This is a genomic window from Pseudoalteromonas sp. MMG033 (assembly GCF_057197785.1).
The window spans coordinates 744431-768877 of sequence record NZ_JBXVAL010000002.1 but is presented as its reverse complement, the minus strand read 5'-3'; the positions used below and the strand labels follow the sequence as shown (position 1 = coordinate 768877).

The 24447-nt window shown below is 41.2% G+C and carries 18 protein-coding genes; 16 read left to right on the top strand and 2 right to left on the bottom strand.

Going from position 1 to position 24447, the window contains the following annotated elements:
* The first annotated feature begins 435 nt into the window (after positions 1-435).
* The 11 genes from AC2CZC_RS24450 (at position 436) to rluF (ending at position 16924) form a co-directional block, all read left to right on the top strand.
* A complete protein-coding gene (locus AC2CZC_RS24450) occupies positions 436-738 on the top strand; it encodes an isoamylase early set domain-containing protein (RefSeq protein WP_063363692.1) in 303 nt (100 codons plus the stop codon).
* Between the two features lie 6 nt (positions 739-744).
* A complete protein-coding gene (gene malQ / locus AC2CZC_RS24445; RefSeq protein ID WP_484584983.1) occupies positions 745-2736 on the top strand; it encodes a 4-alpha-glucanotransferase in 1992 nt (663 codons plus the stop codon).
* Complete coding sequence (gene glgB, locus AC2CZC_RS24440) at positions 2733-4970, top strand: 1,4-alpha-glucan branching protein GlgB (RefSeq protein ID WP_484584982.1); 2238 nt, start codon at positions 2733-2735, stop codon at positions 4968-4970. The genes malQ and glgB overlap by 4 nt, the downstream gene beginning before the upstream one ends.
* 2 nt (positions 4971-4972) lie before the next feature.
* Complete coding sequence (gene glgX / locus AC2CZC_RS24435) at positions 4973-7024, top strand: glycogen debranching protein GlgX (RefSeq protein ID WP_484584981.1); 2052 nt, start codon at positions 4973-4975, stop codon at positions 7022-7024.
* Positions 7017-9500 carry a glycogen/starch/alpha-glucan phosphorylase gene (locus AC2CZC_RS24430; protein WP_484584980.1) on the top strand — a complete coding sequence of 828 codons (2484 nt, stop codon included), beginning with the start codon at positions 7017-7019 and terminating at the stop codon, positions 9498-9500. The genes glgX and AC2CZC_RS24430 overlap by 8 nt, the downstream gene beginning before the upstream one ends.
* Positions 9501-9530: 30 nt before the next feature.
* Positions 9531-10829, top strand: a complete 1299-nt coding sequence (gene glgC / locus AC2CZC_RS24425) for a glucose-1-phosphate adenylyltransferase (protein ID WP_484584979.1) — start codon at positions 9531-9533, stop codon at positions 10827-10829.
* Between the two features lie 9 nt (positions 10830-10838).
* Positions 10839-12368, top strand: coding sequence for a glycogen synthase (locus AC2CZC_RS24420; protein WP_484584978.1), 1530 nt, complete (start codon positions 10839-10841; stop codon positions 12366-12368).
* Positions 12369-12510: 142 nt separating this feature from the next.
* Complete coding sequence (locus tag AC2CZC_RS24415; protein WP_484584977.1) at positions 12511-13728, top strand: EAL and HDOD domain-containing protein; 1218 nt, start codon at positions 12511-12513, stop codon at positions 13726-13728.
* On the top strand, positions 13728-14819 hold the full coding sequence (locus tag AC2CZC_RS24410) for a DUF418 domain-containing protein (RefSeq protein ID WP_484584976.1): 1092 nt from the start codon (positions 13728-13730) through the stop codon (positions 14817-14819). Before AC2CZC_RS24415 ends, AC2CZC_RS24410 begins: the two co-directional genes overlap by 1 nt.
* Positions 14820-15908 carry an ABC transporter substrate-binding protein gene (locus tag AC2CZC_RS24405; RefSeq protein ID WP_484584975.1) on the top strand — a complete coding sequence of 363 codons (1089 nt, stop codon included), beginning with the start codon at positions 14820-14822 and terminating at the stop codon, positions 15906-15908.
* Positions 15909-16027: 119 nt separating this feature from the next.
* Positions 16028-16924, top strand: a complete 897-nt coding sequence (rluF, locus tag AC2CZC_RS24400) for a 23S rRNA pseudouridine(2604) synthase RluF (RefSeq protein WP_484584974.1) — start codon at positions 16028-16030, stop codon at positions 16922-16924.
* Positions 16925-16957: 33 nt separating this feature from the next.
* Here the strand turns inward: rluF and AC2CZC_RS24395 are convergent, their stop codons facing one another.
* Positions 16958-20023: an efflux RND transporter permease subunit gene (locus AC2CZC_RS24395; protein ID WP_484584973.1), complete on the bottom strand. Its 3066-nt coding sequence runs from the start codon at positions 20021-20023 to the stop codon at positions 16958-16960.
* A gap of 2 nt (positions 20024-20025) precedes the next feature.
* Complete coding sequence (locus AC2CZC_RS24390; protein WP_484584972.1) at positions 20026-21105, bottom strand: efflux RND transporter periplasmic adaptor subunit; 1080 nt, start codon at positions 21103-21105, stop codon at positions 20026-20028.
* A gap of 107 nt (positions 21106-21212) precedes the next feature.
* Here AC2CZC_RS24390 and AC2CZC_RS24385 point away from each other — a divergent pair, with 107 nt between their 5' ends.
* From AC2CZC_RS24385 to AC2CZC_RS24365, 5 genes are all read left to right on the top strand, one after another.
* A complete protein-coding gene (locus tag AC2CZC_RS24385) occupies positions 21213-22103 on the top strand; it encodes a LysR family transcriptional regulator (protein ID WP_063363705.1) in 891 nt (296 codons plus the stop codon).
* Positions 22096-22401, top strand: a complete 306-nt coding sequence (locus AC2CZC_RS24380) for an MGMT family protein (protein WP_484584971.1) — start codon at positions 22096-22098, stop codon at positions 22399-22401. Before AC2CZC_RS24385 ends, AC2CZC_RS24380 begins: the two co-directional genes overlap by 8 nt.
* Before the next feature lie 105 nt (positions 22402-22506).
* Positions 22507-23079 carry an LON peptidase substrate-binding domain-containing protein gene (locus AC2CZC_RS24375; RefSeq protein ID WP_484584970.1) on the top strand — a complete coding sequence of 191 codons (573 nt, stop codon included), beginning with the start codon at positions 22507-22509 and terminating at the stop codon, positions 23077-23079.
* 58 nt (positions 23080-23137) lie between these two features.
* Positions 23138-23761, top strand: coding sequence for a sigma-70 family RNA polymerase sigma factor (locus AC2CZC_RS24370; protein WP_063363708.1), 624 nt, complete (start codon positions 23138-23140; stop codon positions 23759-23761).
* Positions 23754-24434 (top strand): ChrR family anti-sigma-E factor, encoded by a 681-nt coding sequence (locus AC2CZC_RS24365; RefSeq protein ID WP_484584969.1) that lies wholly within the window; start codon positions 23754-23756, stop codon positions 24432-24434. The genes AC2CZC_RS24370 and AC2CZC_RS24365 overlap by 8 nt, the downstream gene beginning before the upstream one ends.
* Positions 24435-24447: the final 13 nt, after the last annotated feature.

The window sequence follows — 24447 nt, the reverse complement described above, 5'->3', positions numbered from 1 at the left end:
CCGAAAACCGGATCCTTCATGTTCCTGTAGTATACATCAATTTGACTTCAGGGATGACAACCTTTTACACGCTTTTATTTACAAGTGCAATTATCAAAATTATTTCAATTCAATTTAGGGACAATCATTTACACTTCTCTGAGCAAGATCAATTATCAATATAATTCACTTTACACGATAATGATTCTTATCTACTTTTTTAAGTCATTGGCCTAATAATTGCTCAACAGTGTTGGGCATTAAAAACCAAAGGGCTTTCTGTCCAAAAATGTACTTTTCTGGTGCAAAGGTATGTTGTATTGCACTGTTGTGAGGCGTACAAGTTTTTATTTATGTACTAAACTATTCTCACAAAATATGTTCGCGTAATCATACATTATACGACATAGTTTTGTGGCAAGGAACACCAACCAAGTTAGGTTTTTGGAGCCAAAAATGTTAACAAAACGTTTTTTTAAAACGAAAAACGAAGCCGAAATCACATTTGAATTTTCTCACCCCGAAGCCAAAAAAGTTGAACTCGTTGCAGAATTTAACGATTGGCAACCCATTAGTATGAGGTTCAATAAAAAAGAGCAGCGATTTAAGCTCAAGCACAGGCTACCAACGGATAAGCAATTCCACTTTCGATATTTGATAAATGGTAACCAATGGGACAATGACAACAGTGCTGATGGATACGCTGCCAATGGCTTTGGTAGTGAAAATAGCATTGTTGACACTCAAAGATTGGCTTAGTTGCCAATGGAAGGACTACAACAGCTATATTACCTTCATGGTATCGGTTACGACTTTGTCAAATATGACGGCGAACATGTTGTTTTTGATGCGCTAACGAGGCAGACTGCCATTGAATGCTGTGGTATTGAACCGCACGATAAACATGCCGTTGACCGTCTCAATTTTGAACTAGACATTGCGCCATGGACACGAGTTGTAGAACCCGTGACGTTGAGCGATAGTGATACCGGCAGCTTTGTAATTAAGGTCTCAGAGACTTTAAAGCATTCAATAGCAAGCATAAAGGCACCTTCGGCAAATATAGATATAACGGTTAAGCTTTCTGAGTGTGAGGAAGTAGGAGACTATATACATGCTGACAATCGATATGTTGCGTTAAAAGTCAATCTGGGAAAATTGCCAATTGGCTATTTTGAACTATTGATAGAAGGTGCATTTGGGCAAGTAGTAACTGAGCTTTGGTCAGTACCAAAGCAATGCTATAACCCCTATGTATCTCACAGCAGTAAAAAGCCGCTTGGTGTGTCGTTACAGCTTTATACTCTGAAAAGCGATAGGAATTATGGTATCGGTGATTTCGCTGATCTAAAGCAGTTAATAGCGCTGTTTTCCCAACATGACGGGGATTTTATCCTTTTAAATCCATTGCATTTGCTATTTAGTGCAAAACCTGAAGAAGCGAGCCCTTATAGTCCTTCTCATCGCTGCTTAATTAATCCTCTATACATAGCACTAGATGATATCCAAGAAATAGTTGGCCAAGAATGTGCTGAGCTGTTCTCGTCTGTTGCAGATTTAGGACATGGACGTTCAGTGGCAAGCAAGTTTATTGATTACACTCAAACATCCAATGTGAAGTACGCTTTATTTGAAAGCTTGTATGACTGTTGGAAACAGGACGCGCGCCAAGAAACTGCCTTAAATGCTTTTATAGAAGAAAAAACATCAATACTTGGGGATGTAGAGCTAAGTCAATTTGAATGGTTTTTACAGTGGTTGGCATCTGAGCAACTTAAGCGTTGTCAGTTACTATGTATTGCGCGAGGAATGGAAATAGGGTTGGTGAATGATTTGGCTGTCGGTTGCACAGGTGGCGGACTTGAGTTTGAAAGTTATCGCGCTTGCTTTAGTGAGCAGGCAAACATAGGCGCGCCACCCGACCCTTGGGCTGAACAAGGCCAAAACTGGGGGATGCCTGCGCTGAACCCGATAAAAGCAAAACATAACAACTTTGCATATTTTAAATCTTTGGTGCGTTCCAATTTGAGTCAAGTTGGTGCGCTGCGTATCGATCATGTGATGTCACTAAGGCGTTTGTGGTGGTGCTTTGCAAAAGAAGGTCAAGAACTTGGGTGTTATGTCTATTATCCATTTGAATATTTGCTGGCCATTTTAAAAATAGAGTCACACTTACATAGTTCAATTGTAATAGGTGAAGATCTGGGGGTTGTACCGCCAGAGGTAACTCAGGCGTTGGAAGAGTCAGCAATTTTTGGTAACACACTATTCTATTTCGAGAAAAACCAAAATGGTGAGTTTAAAGGCAGTGAGCAACTGAGGAAAAATGCGCTGATTATGGTCGCTAATCATGATGTTCCTCCATTTCACGGCTGGTGGAATGCTGCGGACATTGATATTAAATTTGATTATGCATTGATTGACGAGCATCAGCGCCATCATCAAAAACATGCTAGAGGTATTGAAAAAGCGCGGTTAATTAGCTGGATTAATCAGCATGATATAACAGGTATAGAAATTAACGCTTCGAGTCAGGAAGTATATCAGGCCGTTATGCTTGTGTTAGCAAGCTGTCCAAGTCAATTGCTTGCCATTCAATTGGATGACCTAGACCTGCAAGAATTCCCTGTAAATATACCTGGTACAAATACAGAGTACCCGAATTGGCGCCGAAAATTAAATCATGAGCTTGTTGAGCTATTTGAACTTCATAAAGACTTCATTCAACAACTCAATGCAATCAGGAAGCAACAATGAATACCGTAAATAAAAATGTTGAAATGACAGAGGATTACACGGAACAAGTGGCTGCGTTACAAGCTGGCTCATTTTCAGATCCGTTTAGCTTTTTAGGACCTCATGTAGTTAAGGTTGGGCCAAAAACATATACAGTTTTACGGGTCTTCATTCCAAGCGCATTATCTGTAGCAGTTATTTTGGGTAAAACGGTAACGAATATGACCCGATTTTGTGGCAGTCAGTTGTTTACTGTGGTACTTGATGCAGAATTGAGCGCGGAAAATTATCGTCTCAAAGTACAATTTGAAGATAGCACTTTGTACTTTCGTGATGTGTATAGCTTTGCTAGTGCGTTGGATGAACAGGCTATGTACTTGTTTAATGAGGGCACACTCGAGCATGGCTATGATCACTTTGGCGCTCGCTTTATTAAGCATGGTGGTGTGCAAGGGGTGCAATTTAGTGTTTGGGCACCTAATGCAAAAAGCGTCTCTGTTATTGGTGAGTTTAACTTTTGGCAAGCTAATCAACATTATATGCGTTTTCACCCCGCAAGTGGTGTTTGGGATTTGTTTATTCCCGGATTATCAGCAGATACAAGTTATAAGTTTGCGATCACGACAGTAAGTGGAGAAAGGCTAGAAAAAGCAGATCCTTACGCGAAAAAAATGCAACAAGCGCCTGGCACTGCAAGTGTTTTGCAGCAGACAATTCAAGCGCCAATTTATGATGATGAAATGTATGAAATGCGCATGAAGCGCAACCATGTAGAGTCACCCATTTCTATATACGAAGTGCATTTGGGCTCGTGGAAGCGAAGGGTTGATGAGCAAAATCGATATTTAACTTATCGAGAGTTAGCAGATGATCTTGTGCCTTACGTAAAAGATTTAGGCTTTTCGCATATTCAATTGATGCCCATTAGCGAATTTCCTTTTGATGGTTCTTGGGGGTATCAACCTGTAGGCCTTTTTTCCCCGTCCAGTCGCTTCGGTTCTGTAGACGATTTTTTATATTTTAGTGAGGTGTGCCATAAACACGAAATTGGTTTGTTGCTCGACTGGGTGCCAGGTCATTTCCCGACGGACCCTCACGGTTTAAATCGGTTCGATGGTACACATTTATACGAGCATGCTGACAAACGCCAAGGATTTCATCCAGACTGGAACACTTGCGTTTTTAACTATGATAGACCCGAGGTTAAGAGTTATTTACTCTCTAATGCGAATTACTGGGTGTCAGAGTTTCAATTAGATGGGCTTAGAGTGGATGCTGTCGCATCTATGCTTTATCTCGATTACTCAAGAAAAGATGGGGAATGGATAGCTAATAAGTACGGCGGCAGAGAAAACCTTGGCGCCATAGATTGCTTACAGAGAAGTAATGCTGTTTGCTATAAAAATGCACCACATGCCATGATGGTTGCAGAAGAATCTACAGCTTGGCCTGGGGTGACACAAAGCGTAGACCATGGCGGGTTAGGATTTGGCTATAAATGGAACATGGGCTGGATGAATGACAGCTTGGGCTTTATGCAACGAGATCCAATTCATAGAAAATTTCATCATCATGAAATGACTTTTTCTATGGCTTATGCCTTTTCAGAAAATTACATCTTACCTCTTAGCCATGATGAGGTTGTGCATGGAAAAGGGTCTCTTTTAAGTAAAATGCCAGGTGATGACTGGCAGCAGTTTGCTAATTTACGCGCTTATTATGGGTTTATGTTTGCTCACCCAGGCAAAAAACTACTGTTTATGGGCAGTGAATTAGCACCTCGAGATGAGTGGGATCACAACAAGCAGTTAGACTGGTCATTATTGGAAAGTGAAGCACACACAGGTGTTTTTGAGTCAGTTAAAGCGCTGAATTCAGTCTACCAATCAACCCCCTCTTTATATGAAGTCGATGGATCACCTGCTGGCTTTAGGTGGATTGATTGTGATAACGCTGAGCAATCAATTCTGAGCTTTGTGCGGTTTGGTAAAAAGCAATCAGAGCTTTTGGTTGCTGTTAGCCATTTTACACCACAAGTATTCCACCACTTCAGGTTAGGAGTACCAAAAGAAGGGGCATATCAAGTCGTTTTCAACTCTGATGACAAGCAATTTTACGGCAGTGGCGTTCAAGTTGTCGCACACAAGCAGCAACTTGTTCAGAGTAAAGCTGTGGCATGTCATGGATTAGACAACAGTATTGAAATTACAATACCGCCGCTAAGTACTATTTATTTAAAATATATATCGGCATAAACATGATTGGCTCCCGACAAGGCAGTACTTATCCATTTGGTAGCACGGTAACAGACACAGGTGTTAATTTTGCAGTCTACGCCCCTAATGCAGAGAAGGTTTATTTGTGTTTGTTCGACGGGTTTGGACGGTGTGAAAAAAATCGTCTTGAGATGCATAGTCATGAGGGAGGAGTCTGGAGTATTTTTGTTGACTCACTCACTTCTGGTGCACTATACGGCTATCGAGCAGATGGCAAATACAATCACTTGGATGGCCACTTTTTTAACGTTAATAAATTACTGCTAGATCCATATGCGAAAGATTTTAGTGGGGACTTTACTTGGAGTGAAAGGCATTATTGTCACCTGCCTGTTGGTGAATTTAATAGCTTAGATAACGCTATTGATATGCCTAAATGTAAAGTTGTCAAAGTACAAGCTTACACAGGGAAAAAGCCCAATACACCTTGGCAAGATACGTTTATTTACGAGTGTCATGTGAAGGGGGCTACGCAGCTACACCCACAGATTGACAAGTTGAAAGTGGGGAAGTTTGCGGCATTGACTGATCCTGCATTTTTGCAGCACCTTAAATCTTTGGGTGTAACAGCCATAGAATTGTTGCCAGTGCATGCATTTGTGAGTGAGCAGTTTTTAACGACAAAAGGGCTGCAAAATTACTGGGGGTATAACACTCTAAGCTTTTTTGTTCCGCACAAAGCATATTGCGTGAACGGCGATATGACTGAATTTGTAGATATGGTTCGGCAGTTTCATGAACATAAAATCGAAGTGATTATAGATGTAGTGTACAACCATACTGCAGAAGGCGGTATTGATGGCCCGATGTTGTCTTTTAAGGGGCTGAATAATAACGGCTATTACAGAACGATAAATTCACCGGAATCAGTTTACATCAATGATACAGGGTGTGGTAACACGGTGAATATTGACGACCCGATCACATTAAAACTCATTATGGATAGCCTGAGATATTGGGTAGAAGTGATGGGGGTAGATGGGTTTAGGTTTGATTTAGCGACCATACTTGGTCGCACGGTAGAGGGATTCTCTTGCCGTCACGCATTTTTTCAAGCAGTGTTGCAAGACCCTGTTTTGTCCTCTGTAAAATTAATTGCAGAGCCTTGGGATGTAGGGCCTGGCGGGTATCAACTCGGCGCTTTCCCTTCACCTTGGCGAGAGTGGAACGACAAATATAGAGATATTGTAAGGCGATTTTGGCGAGGGGATAGTGGTACCTTGCCAGAGCTTGCTAAACGCATCCATGGTTCCAATGATTTGTTTGAGCATAATCAACGTGGTCCACTCAATTCAATTAACTTTTTGACCAGTCACGATGGATATAGCTTGGCTGATTGGGTGAGCTATGAGCAAAAGCATAACGAGGCCAATGGCGAGAATAACCGAGATGGTCATAGTGAAAACTATTCTTTTAACTGCGGCTTTGAAGGTAATGTAGATAACTCAGAAGTCATCCAGTTACGCCACAAAATGCAGACTAACGCGCTGATAACTTTGTTCATGTCAAAGGGAGTGCCGATGATAGCTGCAGGTACAGAATTGAAACATAGTCAAGCCGGGAACAATAACGCTTATTGCCAAGATAATGAAGTGAGTTGGTTAAACTGGCCCGAATACGAAGGGAGTCAAACACTCATTAGACCAATTTCTGAGTTGATGAAGTTGAGAAGTCAATTAAGTGTTTTTCAACATCCTTTCTTTGTTCACGCTGATGATGAGCGGTTTTCGGTCGAGTGGTTAAATAAAGAAACACGCCCGATGAACGAACATGATTGGCACGATGAAGGGAATAAAACGCTCATGTATATTCTCGCTGACAAACTTAACTCAAAAGCCGTCATGGTGATTTTAAATGCGGATACTGAGCGTTTATCTATTACGCTACCAACTCCACCTTTTTCTAGTAACTGGGAATGTGTGTTTACGTCAGAGCAAGTAAATGACAGCGACGTACTTCCTATCTCTTTTTGTCTTACAGGACAAAGTGCTTGGGTACTTATGTCAAACTTAGAGGAAAACACGAATGGCTGATAAAAAGTCTAATGTGTGTGTTGTTAAGCACTGGCAAGATGCGCCAAAACTCAATGAGAGCGCATTGGCAGATGATTTGAATCGACATTTCTATTATACCCTTGGTCGTGATCGGGTTGGGGAATCAAAGCATTATTTATTTCAAGCGCTAGCATTGACAATCAGAGACAGATTAGTAGCCCGTTGCCGTGCAACAAACCAGCATTTATCACAGCAAAAGACTAAAAAAGCAGCGTACTTGTCATTAGAGTTTTTAATGGGGCGTGCCCTTGGCAATGCGATTTTGAATTTAGATCTTGAAGAACAAGTGAAATCTGCACTTAAAGAATATGGAACAAATCTTGAGGAGCTTGAGTCTGCTGAGCATGATGCCGGATTGGGTAATGGCGGTTTAGGTCGGCTTGCAGCCTGTTTTTTAGATAGTTGTGCATCATTAGCTTTACCTGTGGTTGGATACGGTATTCGTTATGAGTATGGGATGTTCAATCAATCAATTGAGCATGGCGTGCAAATAGAGCAGCCTGATAAATGGTTACGTGAAGGTCACCCTTGGGAGTTAAGCGCGCCTGAGCAAGCTAAGACTGTTAAGTTCTTCGGTAATGTCGAAACACATACCGATAAGCATGGCCGGATCCATCATCAGTGGGTGAATTCTCAGGATGTGTTAGCTGTTCCTTTCGATGTGCCTATACCAGGCTATCGTAATGGCGTAGTAAATACGCTTAGATTATGGAAGTCAGAGGCAACAGATGAATTTAACCTCAAAGAATTCAATGCTGGCAGTTACTCAGAAGCCGTTGCTAAGAAAAACCTTGCTGAGCAAATTACCATGGTGCTTTACCCTAATGATGCCAGTGAAAACGGGAAAGAACTGAGGCTTCGCCAGCAATACTTTTTATCTAGTGCCAGTTTACAAGATATTCTCCACCAGTGGACAGAGCAGCATGGTAGTGATTTTAGCGACTTTGCTCAGTATCACGTTTTTCAACTTAACGATACACACCCAAGTGTTGCGGTTGCTGAACTTATGCGTTTGTTACTAGATGAGCATGAAATGGAGTGGGATGACGCTTGGAAAATTACTACATCAACAATGGCGTATACCAATCATACCTTGCTACCTGAAGCGTTAGAAAAATGGTCGGTACCTTTGTTTAGTCGTTTGTTGCCAAGAGTGATGGAAATCATTTTTGAGATTAATGCGCGTTTCTTAGCTGAGGTTGCACTCATGTGGCCAGGAGATGTAGAAAAACAAAGGCAACTTTCTTTAATCGAAGAGGGTCATGAACCTCAAATCAGAATGGCTTATCTAGCAATTGTAGGCAGTTTCTCAGTCAATGGCGTGGCCGCTTTGCACACAGAGCTGCTTAAATCAGGACTGTTTAACACCTTTTATAATCTGTGGCCTAACAAGTTTAACAATAAGACTAACGGTGTGACACCAAGAAGGTGGCTTGCGCATTGCAATCCTGATTTAGCTGATCTTATCACAGATAAAATAGGCGAGGGGTGGCAAGCGGATTTTTCAGAGATCAGTGCGATCAGAAGATACTATGACAAGCCTGCATTTCACACACAGTGGCAAAAAGTTAAAGAAAGTAACAAAGCTAAGTTAGCTGAGCTGGTTAAAACGCGATGTAATGTAGAGTTTGATACAAGCATGATATTTGATGTGCAAGTAAAGCGTATCCATGAGTACAAAAGGCAACTATTAAATATTTTACATGTCATTGCGTTATACGATCAGATCCGCAGAGGTGATGTGAAAGATATGGTGCCTAGATGCGTATTGTTTGGTGGTAAGGCGGCTCCTGGGTATTACATGGCCAAATTGATTATCAAGCTGATTAATAATGTTGCAAATGTCGTCAATAAAGACAATGCAGCAAAACCATATTTAAGAGTTGCTTTTTTACCAAATTATAATGTCACTGCGATGGAAACGATTTGCGCTGCTACGGATCTTTCACAACAAATTTCAACCGCAGGTAAAGAGGCCAGTGGTACAGGCAACATGAAGTTCATGATGAATGGGGCTGTGACAATTGGGACTTTAGATGGTGCAAATATAGAAATTAGGGAGCAGGTTGGGGATGACAACTTTTTCTTGTTTGGTGTTACGGCCGAGCAGGCCTGTCAAGTGAGGCAGCATTATGACCCAACAAGTATTATCGATGGATTTGCGCCCTTAAAAAATGCCATGAAACTACTTGAAAGTGGCCACTTTAACCTTTTTGAGCCCAACCTATTCAACGACATTATTGCATCCATTACTAGCCCGAATGACCCTTGGTTAGTTGCACAGGATTTTGAAAGTTACTTTGATGCTCAAAAGCGGGCCGCGCAAAGTTACACGAATAAGACACTGTGGAATCGTATGAGTATTCTAAATACAGCAGCTAGTGGCACTTTTTCTAGCGATCGTACTATTTCCCAATACAGCGAAGAGATTTGGCGATTAAAACCAATGCAGTAACCGCCACGAACAATAATATGGAGATAAGAAATGCCGAGTTATGCAAACCGTTATATAAGTAACCTGACAAGAGACACTTATGCATTGATCCTTGCAGGTGGACGTGGCAGTCGGTTGCACGAGTTAACCGATTGGCGTGCAAAGCCAGCGGTGTATTTTGGTGGTAAGCACAGAATAATTGATTTTCCATTGTCTAATTGCATTAACTCTGGAATACGCCGAGTTGGAATTGCAACACAGTACAAATCTCACTCGTTGATCAGACATGTTAATCGCGCTTGGGGGCATTTTAAAAAAGAACTGGGAGAATCTGTAGAGATTTTGCCTGCATCACAGCGTTATGGCGATGAATGGTATTGTGGTACTGCGGATGCTGTATTTCAGAATATGGATATAATCCGTCATGAATTGCCTAAGTATGTGATGATTTTATCTGGTGACCATGTGTATCGAATGGATTATGGAGCATTAATCGCCAAGCACGTTGAAACGGGTGCTGATATGACGGTGTGCTGTATCGAAGTAGACTGTGAAGAGGCGGCAAACACATTTGGTGTTATGACTGTTGATGAAGGTAAGCGTGTTAGGCGTTTTGATGAGAAGCCCTCAGAGCCAACATCTATTCCGGGCAAACCGGGCACATGTTTGGCTTCAATGGGTAATTATGTGTTTAATACAGAGTTCTTATTTGAGCAGTTAAAGCGAGATGCGCAAAGAGAAGGTTCTGGCCGTGATTTTGGTCACGATATTATTCCATCCATCATTGAAGAGCATAATGTGTTTGCTTTCCCATTTAGAGATCCGAGCCACCCAGGTCAACCTTATTGGCGTGATGTTGGAACAATCGACTCATTTTGGGAAGCTAATATGGAGCTGGTATCAGTTCAGCCACAGTTAGATTTGTATGATCCATCTTGGCCTATTTGGACATATCAGGAGCAGCTCCCGCCAGCGAAGTTTATTTTTGATGATGAAAATAGACGGGGTATGGCGGTGGACTCTACTGTCTCAGGTGGGTGTATCATATCTGGGTCAATTGTTCGGAAATCCCTATTATTTTCAAATGTTCATGTGCATTCTTATTGCGAAATAGAAGGTGCAGTCGTATTGCCTGGTGTTAAAATAAACCGGCATTGTAAGATTCGAAATGCGATTATTGATAGAAGTTGTGAGATCCCAACCGGAATGCGAATAGGTTTCGATCCAGAGGAGGACCGCAGTAACGGGTTTAGGGTTTCAAATAAGGGCATTGTTCTAGTGACCAGAGATATGCTTGCAGCTTTGCAAGCAAGTCAGAAACCGACCGAGTCAAAATTAGAAAGCGCCTAAGGGTAAAGTATGCATGTAGTAATGGTGGCAGCAGAGAACGATAGGCTGCCAAATTGCAAGGTTGGTGGTGTCGCGGATGTTATCCGTGACATCCCTTATGCCTTGTCTCGTTTGGATATCAATACATCGGTGATTGTTCCTGACTATGGTGAAGCCCGCTTAAATAGAGAGTTTGTGGCTGATATAGCGGTACCGTTTAAGCAACATTTGGAAACGGCCGTATTGTGGTTGGTAGAATCGGAAGATGGTGTATCACAATATGTGATTTCTCATTCATTATTTTCTGAACATGGCGGTGCGGTTTATTGTAATGATGATGGACGGCCATTTTACACCGATGCAAATAAGTTCGCATTTTTTAGCGCAGCTGTTTGCGAAGTTATCGAGCACGGTTTGATTGGCAATGTTGATGTGCTTCATTTACATGATTGGCATGCCGCTTGTGTCGCTGTTTTACGAGAGTTTAGCCCAAGGTTTACAGCGCTTAAGCAAGTTAAAACTGTTTTTACAGTGCATAATTTGGCTCTACAAGGCGTCAGGCCATTCAATGGCGATGAATCTAGCCTTGAAGCTTGGTTTCCCACCTTGAGTTATGATGGTCAAAAGATTTGCGACCATCTTTACCCCCATTGCTTTAACCCTATGAGGGCTGCGATAGGTCTATGTGATAAGTTACATTTAGTGTCCCCTACATACTGCCACGAAGTGCAAAGAAGTAGTGATCATCAGGCTGGTTTTTTTGGTGGTGAGGGATTAGAGCATGATATGCAAATAGCAGCGGGCAAAGGTAAGCTCGTTGGTATTTTAAATGGATGTGAATACTCAAAAGCACTGCCGGAAAAGGCTACGGACGATTTTTATCGTTGTGCTGAAGCGAATATTTTTAACTGGATGTCAAAATCTACTGAGCTAAAGAGTGTGCACTATATAGCCCATCAAAGGTTACTCGCATGGCAAAAGTCATCAATGATAGGGCCTCTGGTAACGAGTGTTGGTCGTTTAACAAACCAGAAAGTATTCTTGCTGACGCAAAGAGTTGATACCAATATGGTCATTGATCAACTTGCTCTATATTTGCGTGAACAGCATGGAAGACTGATTATTCTCGGTAGTGGTGCTCACGAGCTAGAATATTTGTTTGCACAAGTTATGGCACGCCATGAAAATGTGCTTTACTTAAACGGGTATGGGGAAGATGTTGGTGACTTGATGTACGTCCTTGGGGATCTGTTTCTCATGCCAAGCTCATTCGAGCCTTGTGGAATCAGTCAAATGCTAGCTATGAGGGCGGGTCAGCCATGTTTAGTCAATGCTGTTGGAGGACTGGCAGATACGGTACAACACAACGTTAATGGCTTTACATTTTATGGAGAAAATATACAGCAGCAAGGGACTAATTTAATTGAGCAGTTTAAGGTATGTGTAAAGGTATTTAATAGTTGCAAAGAAGAGTATAATGATATTGCTTTGAGAGCTTCTCAAAGCCGGTTTACATGGGAAAAAAGCGCACAGCAGTACAAGGAACATTTATATGAGTAGGTAAAACTACTCATTCTAGAGTCACAAAACTAGTACTTTAATGTTTTTGTTGGATTTTATTTATCAGAAATTCGGGTTAAAATAATAAAAAAGAATAAAACTAAAGTACTGTTATTGGAACAGTATAGCTAGGAGCGATGATTTGAAAGTGTTTGTGGCTCGGCAGGCCATTTTTAATCGCAAAAAGCACGTGGTAGCTTATGAGCTATTGTTTCGTGACGGCACAAAAAACAGCTTTCCTAATGTCGCTGAAAACGCTGCTACAGCAAAGTTAATTATGGATAACCAGCTTAATCTGGGTACTCGTTACTTAACTTCAGGGAAAAAAGCACTAATAAATATAGGAGAAGATTCTTTAAATCAAGAGCTTGCACAGTTTTTGCCCGCTGATGATGTGATTTTAGAGCTATTGGAAACTATTCCACCGACTACTAAAAATTATGAAAAGGTGCGACAGCTTTTTCACAGTAATTATCGTTTGGCGCTTGATGACTTTACTTACTCAAAAGAGTGGGAACCGTTTTTAAAATTGGTTAGGTTAATTAAGTTTGACCTAGTTGAAACCCCGCTTGAAGAAATTGAGCCATTAGTAAATCAACTTAAAAAGCGTAAAAACTTGAAGCTTTTAGCTGAAAAAGTAGAAACTGAAGAAGAATTTATAAACGCTAAAAAAATGGGGTTTAGTTTCTTTCAGGGTTATTTTTTCGCAAAGCCGGCAATGATTGCGCAAAATGATATCGAAATTAATTACGCCATTGTGATGCTGATTTATTCAGAAGCATTAAAGCCAAATATGAATATCCCTCGGATCGCAGAGCTATTTGCTCAGGATACTGCGCTGGCTTATAAACTACTCAGGCTGATCAATTCAGGTGTTTTCCCTATTAAAAATCGCATAGAGTCACTAAAGCAGGCTTTAGTTTATCTGGGGCATGAGCGAATTATTAAGTTTGTTAACCTCATTATGACTGCGCATGTTGCTGAAACAAAACCAACAGAGCTCACGCGATTAAGCATTGTTCGATCGCGTTTCTGTGAACTACTAAGCCGACAAGTCGCTCCTTCTTTAGCCAATATGAGCTTTTTAACAGGGTTATTTTCTCTTTTAGACGCTATTTTGGATAAGCCGATGGATGTCGTTGTGGAGCGGTTACCTTTTCCTGAAGTGCTCAGAGATGCCTTGATTGGTGAGCCTAACACTCTGTATTATATATTAAATACAGTAAAAGCTTATGAAAGTGGTAGCTGGTGGGCTATGCAGGAGGCGTGCACTATGCTGAATATTTCTGACGAAAACCTTCCTGATTTTCATGCCCAGGCTGTAAACTGGGCTGATATGTATCGTGACCATGTTTATTAATGCAAAGAGTAGACTCTGTTGATTTTTTAAGGGGCATTGCCTTGCTTGGCTTGCCCCTAACAAATCTCATGTATATGGCCAATTTCACGTCGGGCGCTATGGTTCCAAGCAGCGCATGGTCTGATACTCTATTAACTTATCTTGTTGATATATTTGCGCATGGAAAGTTTAGGACTATTTTTAGTATCTTATTTGGCGTGTCGATTTGTTTGTTGTATGAGAAGTACGGAGCAAAGAGCACTAAACTTATAAAAAATAGACTATTAGTACTTGGATTTTTGGGTTGTATACATGGCTTTGTAGTATGGCCTGGTGATATTTTATTAAATTACGCTGTATCAGGTTTGCTGGTTCTTGCTGTTATTAAGTTAAAGTCTTCAACACTTATTAAGTTGGCCATTTGCGCGATATTCATTCCTATCTTCACCCTTATCTTACTGATATTGCAAAGTGGTGATACAAGTACAGAGCAGGGGCTTATCAACTTAGACGAAATCGGGTTTACCGCCCTTGGGTTACTGCAATTTAACATTGAAAATTTTTTAGCTATGCTGGCTTTGCTTCCCACTATCACGCTTTGGTACATATTTGGCTTGATGCTTATTGGCGTTCTGATTTATCGCGTGTATTGGGTGAGTAAAGTCCATCTATCAAGATTTGTTTGTATATTCATTCTGATACCTATCTCTATTTTTGGCTCGCTTGTAGCGCGATTGAATTTTGCAGAGCAATACCGCTTAGTTTATGAACTACTTAATTGGCTATGTGCCATTCCCTTTAGCATTGCTCTAATTTGTTTAGTACTCAAACACAAACAACCTTTTGATACGAGCGTGTCACTTTTATCCTATGCTGGTCGTAACTCATTATCACTGTACTTGTTGCAATCTTTAGTAGGTGTAGTGCTTTTTCAATTTGTCTTTCCAGCGTGGAAAATTTATTTCACCCAAACAGATTATTTTTTACTATTTATTGGCTTTACTATTCTACAATTGGCAGTAGTGTGGTGGTTTAAATGTAAATCTTTAAGAGGGCCCGCGGAAGTTGTGTTTGCTCACTGTCAGAACTATTTGAATAGAAGAGAGTATTAAATGTCTTCGATAAAAGTGTTGTTGCTACTGTTTGCGCTGACGGTTTCATTTACGTCTTATGCTAAAAACAATTTTTCTGTGCTGTTTGTAAACCCGTCTTTAGAGGGGGAGCCCTTTTGGGGGAAAGTACAAAAAATAACCCAAGAGGCGGCTGCACAACTCGATATCAATATTGATGTGATTTACGGTGATGGCAACCGCCATATTCAGCTTGCTGAGCTGAAAAAATATCTAGATTATCGCGCAAGCCCAGATTATGTGATTTTGATGCTTTATCCCGGTGGTGCAGAGCAAACGCTCACCATGTTAAACAACTATGGCATTAAGTTTATTACGTTAGAGCAGACAATTACTGGGCTCGAAAAAGAAGAAATAGGCATTCCAAAAGAGCGCTTTGAGCATTGGTTAGGAGAGGTTTTTTTTGATAACTACCAAGCGGGTTATGATTTAGCAAAATCATTACATCAAAGCGTACTTGCGGGTGGTCACAAAGGGCAAGTAAATGGGTTAGCCATTAATGGGCACTACGGTAGTGAGTCTGATAAGCGAAATCAAGGGGCGGCAGATTATTTCAAACAACATAACATAAATTTACAACAGACAGTGCATGCCAGTTGGTCTAAAGAACAAGCTTACTCAAAAACTAAGCGTTTATTTAAACGATATCCGCAAACGCACATCATTTGGAGTGCTTCAGATTTGATGGCGATGGGGGCACAAACTGCAGTCCGACAATTAGTAAAAAACGATGCGGGCAAGGTTGCCATTGGCGGGTTTGATTGGCTACCTGATAGTTTAGCTTTAATTGATAAAGGCGCATTATCAGCGTCAGTTGGCGGGCATTTTATGATGGGTGGATGGGCGTTGGTTTCTATCTTTGACTTTCACAACGGCGTAAAATACTGGCAAGAAAACAGCGCAATTACCTTTAATTTATCCGCTATTACACTTGAGAATGTCGATGAGTACCTTTGGATTTCTTCTTCACCGGATTGGTCAAAGGTAAATTACAAAAGCCTAAGTATCTTAGACACTACATTAAAGTCGTATGATTTTTCGCCTGATCAGTTGCGTCAAAAGAAAAACTAGACCCGACTCTTTGAAAACCTTAATTATCCTTACGGAAACTAGCTTGAACTTGTGCTATCCAATTCATTTTAAGTTGGAATCATTATACAATTAGCGTTTTTTAGAACATTGAGAATGGCGTGGATACCCCAAAGAGACTAAATAAGTATATCAGTGAGACTGGATTCTGCAGCCGTAGAGAAGCAGATACGCTGATCAGTGACGGAAGAGTTTCCGTGAATGGCCAAATTGCAGAGATGGGCTTAAAGGTCACTGATGCAGACACTATTTTGGTAGATAACAAGCCTTTAAAATCCAAGCCTAAGCGCGTTTATATTGCTTACAACAAGCCCGTTGGTGTGACCTGCACTACTGAGCGAAAAATTAGAAGCAATATTGTCAATGCAATCAATTATCCGGAGCGAATTTTCCCTATAGGTCGCCTAGATAGACCTTCTGAAGGTCTTATTTTTTTGACCAATGAAGGCGATATCGTCAATAAAATTTTGCGTGCGGGCAACAATCACGAAAAAGAATATATCGTCACAGTTGATAAAGTTATCGATGATAAGTTTATTCATGGCATGCGCTCAGGCGTGCCCATCCTTGGCACTGTCACCAAAAAATGTTTTGTGAAAAAAACTGGGCCAAAGAAGTTTACGATTACTCTAACTCAGGGCCTCAATAGACAGATCAGAAGGATGTGTGAATACTTCGGATATGAAGTGCAAACGTTAAAGCGTGTTAGGATCATGAATGTGAATCTTAACGGGCTTAGAGCCGGGGAGTGGCGCCATCTAAGTGAAAAGGAAATGGCTGAAATCAACGCGTCGATTGAGGGGTCATCAAAAACTGAGGAAGCATCGGTCGATAATAAAAAAAGAGCGAAACCAAAAGAATCGTTTAATCAAAATCGAAGCGCATCTGATAAGCCTCGTAGTAAAAATAAGAGCAATCATGCTCGCCCAGACAAACCAAGCAGAAAATCAGGTAAAAAGCCTGAACGTGTGAAAGGGACGTTATCACTCAAGAGATAAAAAATGGCCGCAATTGCGGCCATTTTTTTGCGGTTATTGTGCCTTAGGTGCTTTGATCTTAAATACTAAGCAGTACACAACAGGTATAACGATTAATGTAAGGATGGTTGCAAAGCCTAGCCCAAACATAATTGTTACAGCCATCGATTTAAAAAACACGTCAAATAGTAAGGGGATCATCCCGAGTATGGTTGTGATTGCAGCCATCGACACGGGTCTTACTCGACTCACGCCAGAATCAAATACTGCTTGGTAAGGTGACTTACCACTGTCGACTTCAAGATTTATTTGGTCCATCAGTACAATGCCGTTTTTAATTAGCATGCCAGAGAGGCTCAGCAATCCAAGTAAAGCCATAAAGCTAAAGGGTGCCTGGAAGGCAACCAATCCGGCCGTTACACCAATAATTGCCAGTGGCACAGTGCTCCAAATGACCAGAGGCTTCTTAATTGAGTTGAACAGTAATACCGTGATCATAAACATGCTTAAATAGCCAAGAGGTAGCGAGCCAAAGATGGCTGTTTTCGCTTTAGAGGAGGACTCATACTCACCGCCCCATTCCATCTTGTAACCAACCGGTAGCTCAATGGCCTCTATATTTGCTTTTATACGACCAAATAACTTAGCAGGGGTTTCGTTGCCAATGACATCATGATCGGCCATGACAGTAATAGTGCGCTTTCTATCACGACGCATGATCAAGCTGTCTTCCCAGACCACTTCAAACTTATCTACGATTTGGCTAACTGGTACGTAGACATTTAATACCGGACTGAATACTTGTAAGTCTTGTAAGTTTTCAACACTGTATCTCTCTGTCTCTGGAGAACGAGCGACGATAGGCAGCATCTGGGTGCCATCACGGTATAGGCCAACTTGCTTACCCGATACACTCGTCAGCAAAAGTTGGTCTAGATCGCTTTTACTTATTCCTAGGCGACGTGCTTTTTGCTCATTGAATACAGGTTGTAGTACTTTGCTGCGTTGACGCCAGTCATCTTTAATACTGTGCGCCCCTGGATCATTCGCCAAAATGGCTTTCGCTTCTGCAGCAAGCTGGCGCAAAACTACTGGATCGGGACCAGAGAACCTTGCTTCAATTTTTGCATCTGTGGAAGGGCCAATTTCCATTCGTTTAATTTTAAGTTGTCCATCGAGCTCATTCTCTGCACTGAAGGCACGTACTTTTGCAATCATGTCGGTCACATCTTCACGTGTTTTCACCCGAATAATGAGCTGTCCATACGCGTCATATTGCTTTTCAGGGCTATAAGTCAACATGAATCTCGGTGCGCCTTGACCAATTGTTGCTGTCACGTCCGTTACCGCATCATGTTGTTTAAGGAAGGCCTCTAATTTTTTTACATTCTCTGATGTTGTGCGGATATCCGAACCTTGATAGTTCCAATAATCGACGTAAAACATTGGGGTGTTAGAGGCTGGGAAAAATGATTGCTTCACCGATTTAAAGCCGACAACAGCACTGCCAAGTAATACAACCATAAAGACCACCGTGCTCCATCTATTGCGCAAGCTAAAGCTGAGTAATGCTTTGTACGCTGTAAAGATGACACCTTGATATGGGTCACTTTCTTGCTCATTCTCATCGGCTTTAATTTCTTCTTTAAATAGCATGTTCGCAAAGAAAGGCGTCAGCGTAATTGCAGTCACCCAGCTTAGTAAGAGTGAAATAAATAATACCCAGAACAATGAACCTGCGAATTCGCCGCTGGCATCAGAGCTTAAGCCAATAGGTGCAAATGCTGTGATACCAATGATGGTTGCCCCCAACAGTGGCCACTTGGTTTGCTCAACAATATTCACCGCCGCTTTCACTTTTGTTTGACCGCGCTTTAAGTTGATCAAAATACCTTCCGTAATGACGATGGCGTTATCAACCAACATACCGAGTGCGATGATCAAAGCACCTAGTGAAATTCTTTGTAAATCGATGGCAAACAACTTCATGAAAATGAAAGTGCCTAGCACGGTTAAAAGCAGTATACCGCCGATTAAAATACCGCTTTTTACGCCCATAAAAATAAGCAGAACGATGATAACGATAGCGACTGCTTCCAACAGACTAACAATGAAGCCATCTACGGATTTCTTAACTTCAGCAGGCTGGTTGTATACGGAGTTTACTTCAATACCATAAGGTTTTTGATATTCTAATTCTGCTAAGCGCTTCTTAATAGCCACGCCCACATCAACCACATTTACACCCGATGTGAACGAAATGCCGACTAACAATGCTCTGTCATTATTAAAGCGAGTGATATGGTTAGGCACTTCTTGATACTCTCTTGATACGGTTGCCACATCGCCAAGATAGATAAGCTCTCGTGCTCCAGGTTGGGAGATCAGTAAATTTTCAAGCTCAGAGACATCAGAAAACTCACCAGTAGGGTGCAATCGAATAGACTCGTTACCCACGCGAATTCTGCCAGCATTTGACACGGTGTTTTGAGTTTGTAGCAAAGAGAAAATATGATTTGGAGAGATACCCAATTGAGACATTTTTTGTGTCGAGATTTCAACAATGACTTGTGCTTGTTGCTCACCTGCAACGCTCACTTTGCTCACGCCGTCAACCAACACCAGTTCGCGGCGTAAAAAATCGACATAATCTTTGAGCTCATCATATGTATATCCTGCACCAGTAACGCCATATAACATCCCGTATACGTCAGCAAAGTCATCCATAATGGTTGGCGGTTGCACACCAGATGGTAATTGTGGAGTCAGGTCATTGATCTTACGCCTTAACTCATCCCATATTTGTTTTAAATCTTCCTTTCGATAGGTGCTTTTCATCTCAACTGAAATTTGAGATTTACCTGGCGAAGAAATGGAAGTGACATAATCAACGTATGGAAGACTTTGAATGGCGTTTTCAATAGGGTAGGTCACTTCCTCTTCAACTTGTTGAGGAGAGGCGCCAGGGTATGCTGTGATCACCATGGCTTTTTTTAGAGTAAACTCTGGATCTTCTAACTGCCCAAGGCCAAAGTAGGATACGCCACCTGCTGCAAACAGCAGTACAGCAAACATCGCACTAATGACTTTATTCTCAATGGACCAACTTGCTAAGCTCATAATTATAAGCCTCGCTCTTTTGTCCAAGGCCTAACTCTTAAGTTTTCTTTTAAATGATGTACGCCAGCGGCGACAACGATTTCACCTGCTTGAAGCCCTTCAAGTACTTCAATGCTAGACTCTCTCATCTCTCCTAAGGTGATATGACGTTTATTAACCGTATTCGTTTGCGCGTTATAAACCCACACATAGTGGTTGTTATCTATTTTCTCATCTTGAGCTGAGAATACCGCTTCGTTTGGAACTAATAAGGTTTCCTTTTTTAAATTCATGACTTTGCTTGGGTCAATGTATACGTGTCCAGTCATACCCGCAAACAAATTGAAGTCTTCAGGGATTGGCAGTGAGAAAACCACTTTATACGTTAAAGTGACAGGATCTGCCTGAGTGTCCCACTCTTTAATCGTTAAAGAATATGACTTATCGGGAAAGCCATCAAAAACAACCGTTGGATGGTAGTCTAAATCTTTGTTGACTCTTGCAACGAGTTTTTCAGGCACCTGAATGACGACGTCCATTCTGTCGCGAGTTTCTAATCGAAGGATATTTTGCTTAGCAACAATATTTTCAAAGTTTTTGACGAAGACCTTAGCGACTGTGCCATCAAAAGGCGCTCGCAACTCGCTATTTTGTAAATTAGTTTGTGCGATACGATAAGCAGACTCTGTAACTTGCTTATTAGCGAGCGCTTGATCGTACTCAGCTTTACTTGCAGTCGACTTATTAAAAAGTGATTCAATGCGGTTAAGTTGCAAGGCGGCTAGCTCATACTGTGCTTTGCGTTGTTGGAATTGCAGCTCAAAGTCTTCAGGATCTAATTTTGCAAGTAATTGACCTTTCTTTACTTCTTGGCCCGCCAAAATGGGAAAATCGATAAGCTCGCCATTAACTCTAAAGGCAAGATATGAGCCTTGGTTCGCGACGACTTCAGCGGGGAAGTGCCTAATTGTGGCAGCTGCAGGATCACTGACCGTATGCAGTTTTACGGGTCTGACCAAGTCCTGTTTTGGTGATTGGATAACTTCATCTTGGCATGCGCCAAGTAAAAGTGCGGAAGATAATACGAGTACGCGTTTAAACACTTAAGTTACTCCGAAATGTATGACTCCTAAGATAATGTAGTGCAGGATATATAAAATAGTACTAAAATAAAAATTATAAATAATTAGGGTTTTAATAAATAAAATTTATGAAGTTATCTGATTTAGAAGTCCTTCATGTTGTGGCACATTCCCAAAGTCTCAATGATGCTGCCAAGCGCTTATTTAAAACGCAGCCCGCAGTGACCCAAGCGCTCAAAAGGCTCAGCACAGAGTTGGGTTTTCCTTTGGTAACAAGGGAGGAGTATAGAATTAAGCTTACTGAGCAAGGGCAACGATTTTACAAAGAAGCGGTAAAGCTGATAGAACATCATGAGAACTTAAAGTCTATGGCAGCGGATTTTGCGCAAGGAAATGAGCCTAAATTTAATATTTGCTATGAAGCGATGAGCTACGACTATAGCTGTAATGAACTAATCAAACGTACATTCAGGCAATTTCCCTCTACAGCATTTGAAATAACCAGCGGTAAACGCTTTGTAGCACTAGATAGAGTAAATCAAGGCCTGTCGGATATTGGTGTTGGGCCTTGGTTTAATTTGTTTCACGCGACTGGTGATTTGGAGTCTGTGGCCATCGGTGAAGTAAAGCTAGGGTTAGTTGCTAAAAAAGGGTTGATACCGAATAGGCTTACATTTGAAGAGCTCAACCAATATCCTTGTTTGGCAATGACCGAAAGTGGTTTCGAGTTTGATAGTGACCGTTTAGAGTATTCAAAAAGTCGCAGTGTGATGAAGTTAGATGATATAGCGACAATAAAAATGTTTTTACTGCAAGGGCTGGGTTTTGCAATTGTGACTTTAAATCATTGTGAGAAAGAACTTGAACAAGGGTTACTTGAGCAAATTAGGGTATCTGATAGACAAGATCAGTTTACAGTAGATATTCATGCATTTAGAAGGCAGTTACCGCATCATGGTTCTGTCGCGCAATATTTGTGGGAAGGATTTAAAGAGTTAGGTAAGCAATATCGTGAATGATGAATTCAAGCAAAAAGTATACACGCTAATAGGTGCGATCCCTGAAGGGAATGTTGCGACATATGGTCAAATAGCTAAGCTAGCGGGAGCTCCCAGACATGCGCGTGCGGTGGGCTATTTATTAAAACATCTCCCGAATAATAGTTCATTGCCTTGGCATAGAGTCATCAATAGTCAGGGGAAAATTTCATTTCCTGTAGACAGCGACAAGTTTAATTCTCAAGCGTTGAAATTGAAAGCTGAAGGCGTGGAGTCACTCAACGGCAGGGTATCTCTTAAAAAGTATCTTTGGAATTAAGGTGCAAACGAACTAGCAAGTATAGAAGATAAATCAGAATCAGGGTTGATCGGTTTGTTTTACATTGGCGTAAATAGACTTAGAGATTATCATTACTAAGTCAATATGAAACGAGCACTTTTTCCTTTACCAGTTTACATTTTACCGCAGGGATACACACGGTTACGTATTTTTGAGCCTCGCTATTTGCATATGGTTAAGGTGGCTATGAAAGAGCAAAGCGGCTTTGTGTTATGTCACGGTGATAAAGCCTCAGACACAGTAGTGTCCAGAGAAGGGGTATTTGTGGAAATTGTTGATTTCTCTCAAGATAATGGCGGACAACTGTTGATAGATGTGTATGCCAAACATAGAGTAGTGATAACAGATGTAACTGCGGATGAGATGAACTTAAAGCATGGGTGGTGCCATACTATTGATGAGCCTTTATGGGAACTAGATAGTGAAAACTTTGCCTATCACGAACGCTTAGCTGATTTGCTCAGAGATTTATTTGTTGTTAATGCAGAGCTTAATGATTTATATAAGAAAAAGAATTACGCAGATCCGATTTGGGTTGCGGCCAGATGGTTAGAGTTGTTGCCATTAACACTGACTCAAAAGCAAAAAATACAAAGCTGCAAAACATATCAAGCTGTGGCTGGCGTTTTGTTTGAAGTTTTTGACGAACAAGAGTGATCTGGGTGTTAAAGCCTAACGTATAGTCTACTATGTTACTGGCTGAGAGCGTTAAATTATGGTTAGTTTAGAGCAATCACGTGATTGCCGCACAAAAAAAGGTATAAACCAAGGGATGCAAGAAACCCCTTCAGAACAGTTAACTCAAGCATTAGTCAATGTCGCTAATAACGCGGACAAGAAAGCTTACGCTTATTTGTTTTCTTATTTTGCCCCAAAAATCAAGCGCTTTGGAATAAAGCAATTCGGTTCAGAAGCCATGGCGATGGAATTGGTGCAAGACACCATGACGTCAGTTTGGAGAAAAGCTAAGCTTTATCACCAAGATAAAGGCGCCGCAACGACCTGGGTGTATACGATAATGAGGAATGCCTCATTTGATGCGCTTCGAAAAGTTAAAAGTAACAGAGAAGATAACTTAAGCGAAGAGATTTGGCCGCTGTTCCATGACGAACAAGTGTGTGAGAAAAGTTTCAAAGACCACTTACAAACTAATCAGCTTAAAGAAAAAATTAAAAACCTACCAGCAGCTCAAAGAGATGTGGTTGTTGGTGTCTATTTTGAAGATATGACTCAAGAGCAGTTAGCTCAGCATTTGGGTATTCCTGTTGGTACGGTGAAATCTAGGTTGCGCTTAGCGTTGAAAAAGTTAAAAGTAGAGTTGGGAGAGCAGCATGATTAGGTATCATCCCTCTAAACAGTTAATGCATAAGCACGTAGCTGGTGAGCTGCCAGTCGGTTTAAGTGTTGCTATAGCCGCGCACGTTGAGCTTTGTGATAAATGTAGGGCTGAAGTTGAAGCAATTGAAGCTAAACAAGCCGATATGTTTTTTACCAGTGAGGTGGATGTCGACAGTGATTCAAAAGATGCGTCATTGGTAGAAGACAATCTGTTATTTGATGCAATGCTCAGTGATATTACATCACTTGACGTCGAAACTGAGGTTGTGCCTCATGAAGTAACCATGTTCGACTATCAGGATAGGTCTGTTCAATTGCCAAGAGCAATAGCCGCGCTAAAACTGGGCAGCTTTATGAACGCCGGAAAAGTCTCCCGAGCTCGATTTGAACTTGATGAAGGTCCCATGCGTAGTAGTTTACTGCATATTAAACCAGGTGGGGAAATACCAGAACACACACATACTGGTTTTGAGCTAACATTATTGTTAGATGGGACGTTTGAAGATGAAAGTGGTAAGTACGTATCAGGTGATTTTATCATGCTCGATGGTCGCCACAATCATACGCCTAAAACTAAAGATGGATGCCTGTGTTTTACCTTGGTTGACAATGCATTGCACTTTAACAAAGGCTTAAGCAAACTCCTAAATCCTATTGGTAAGCTGATTTATTAGGGAGTGTGAAGAA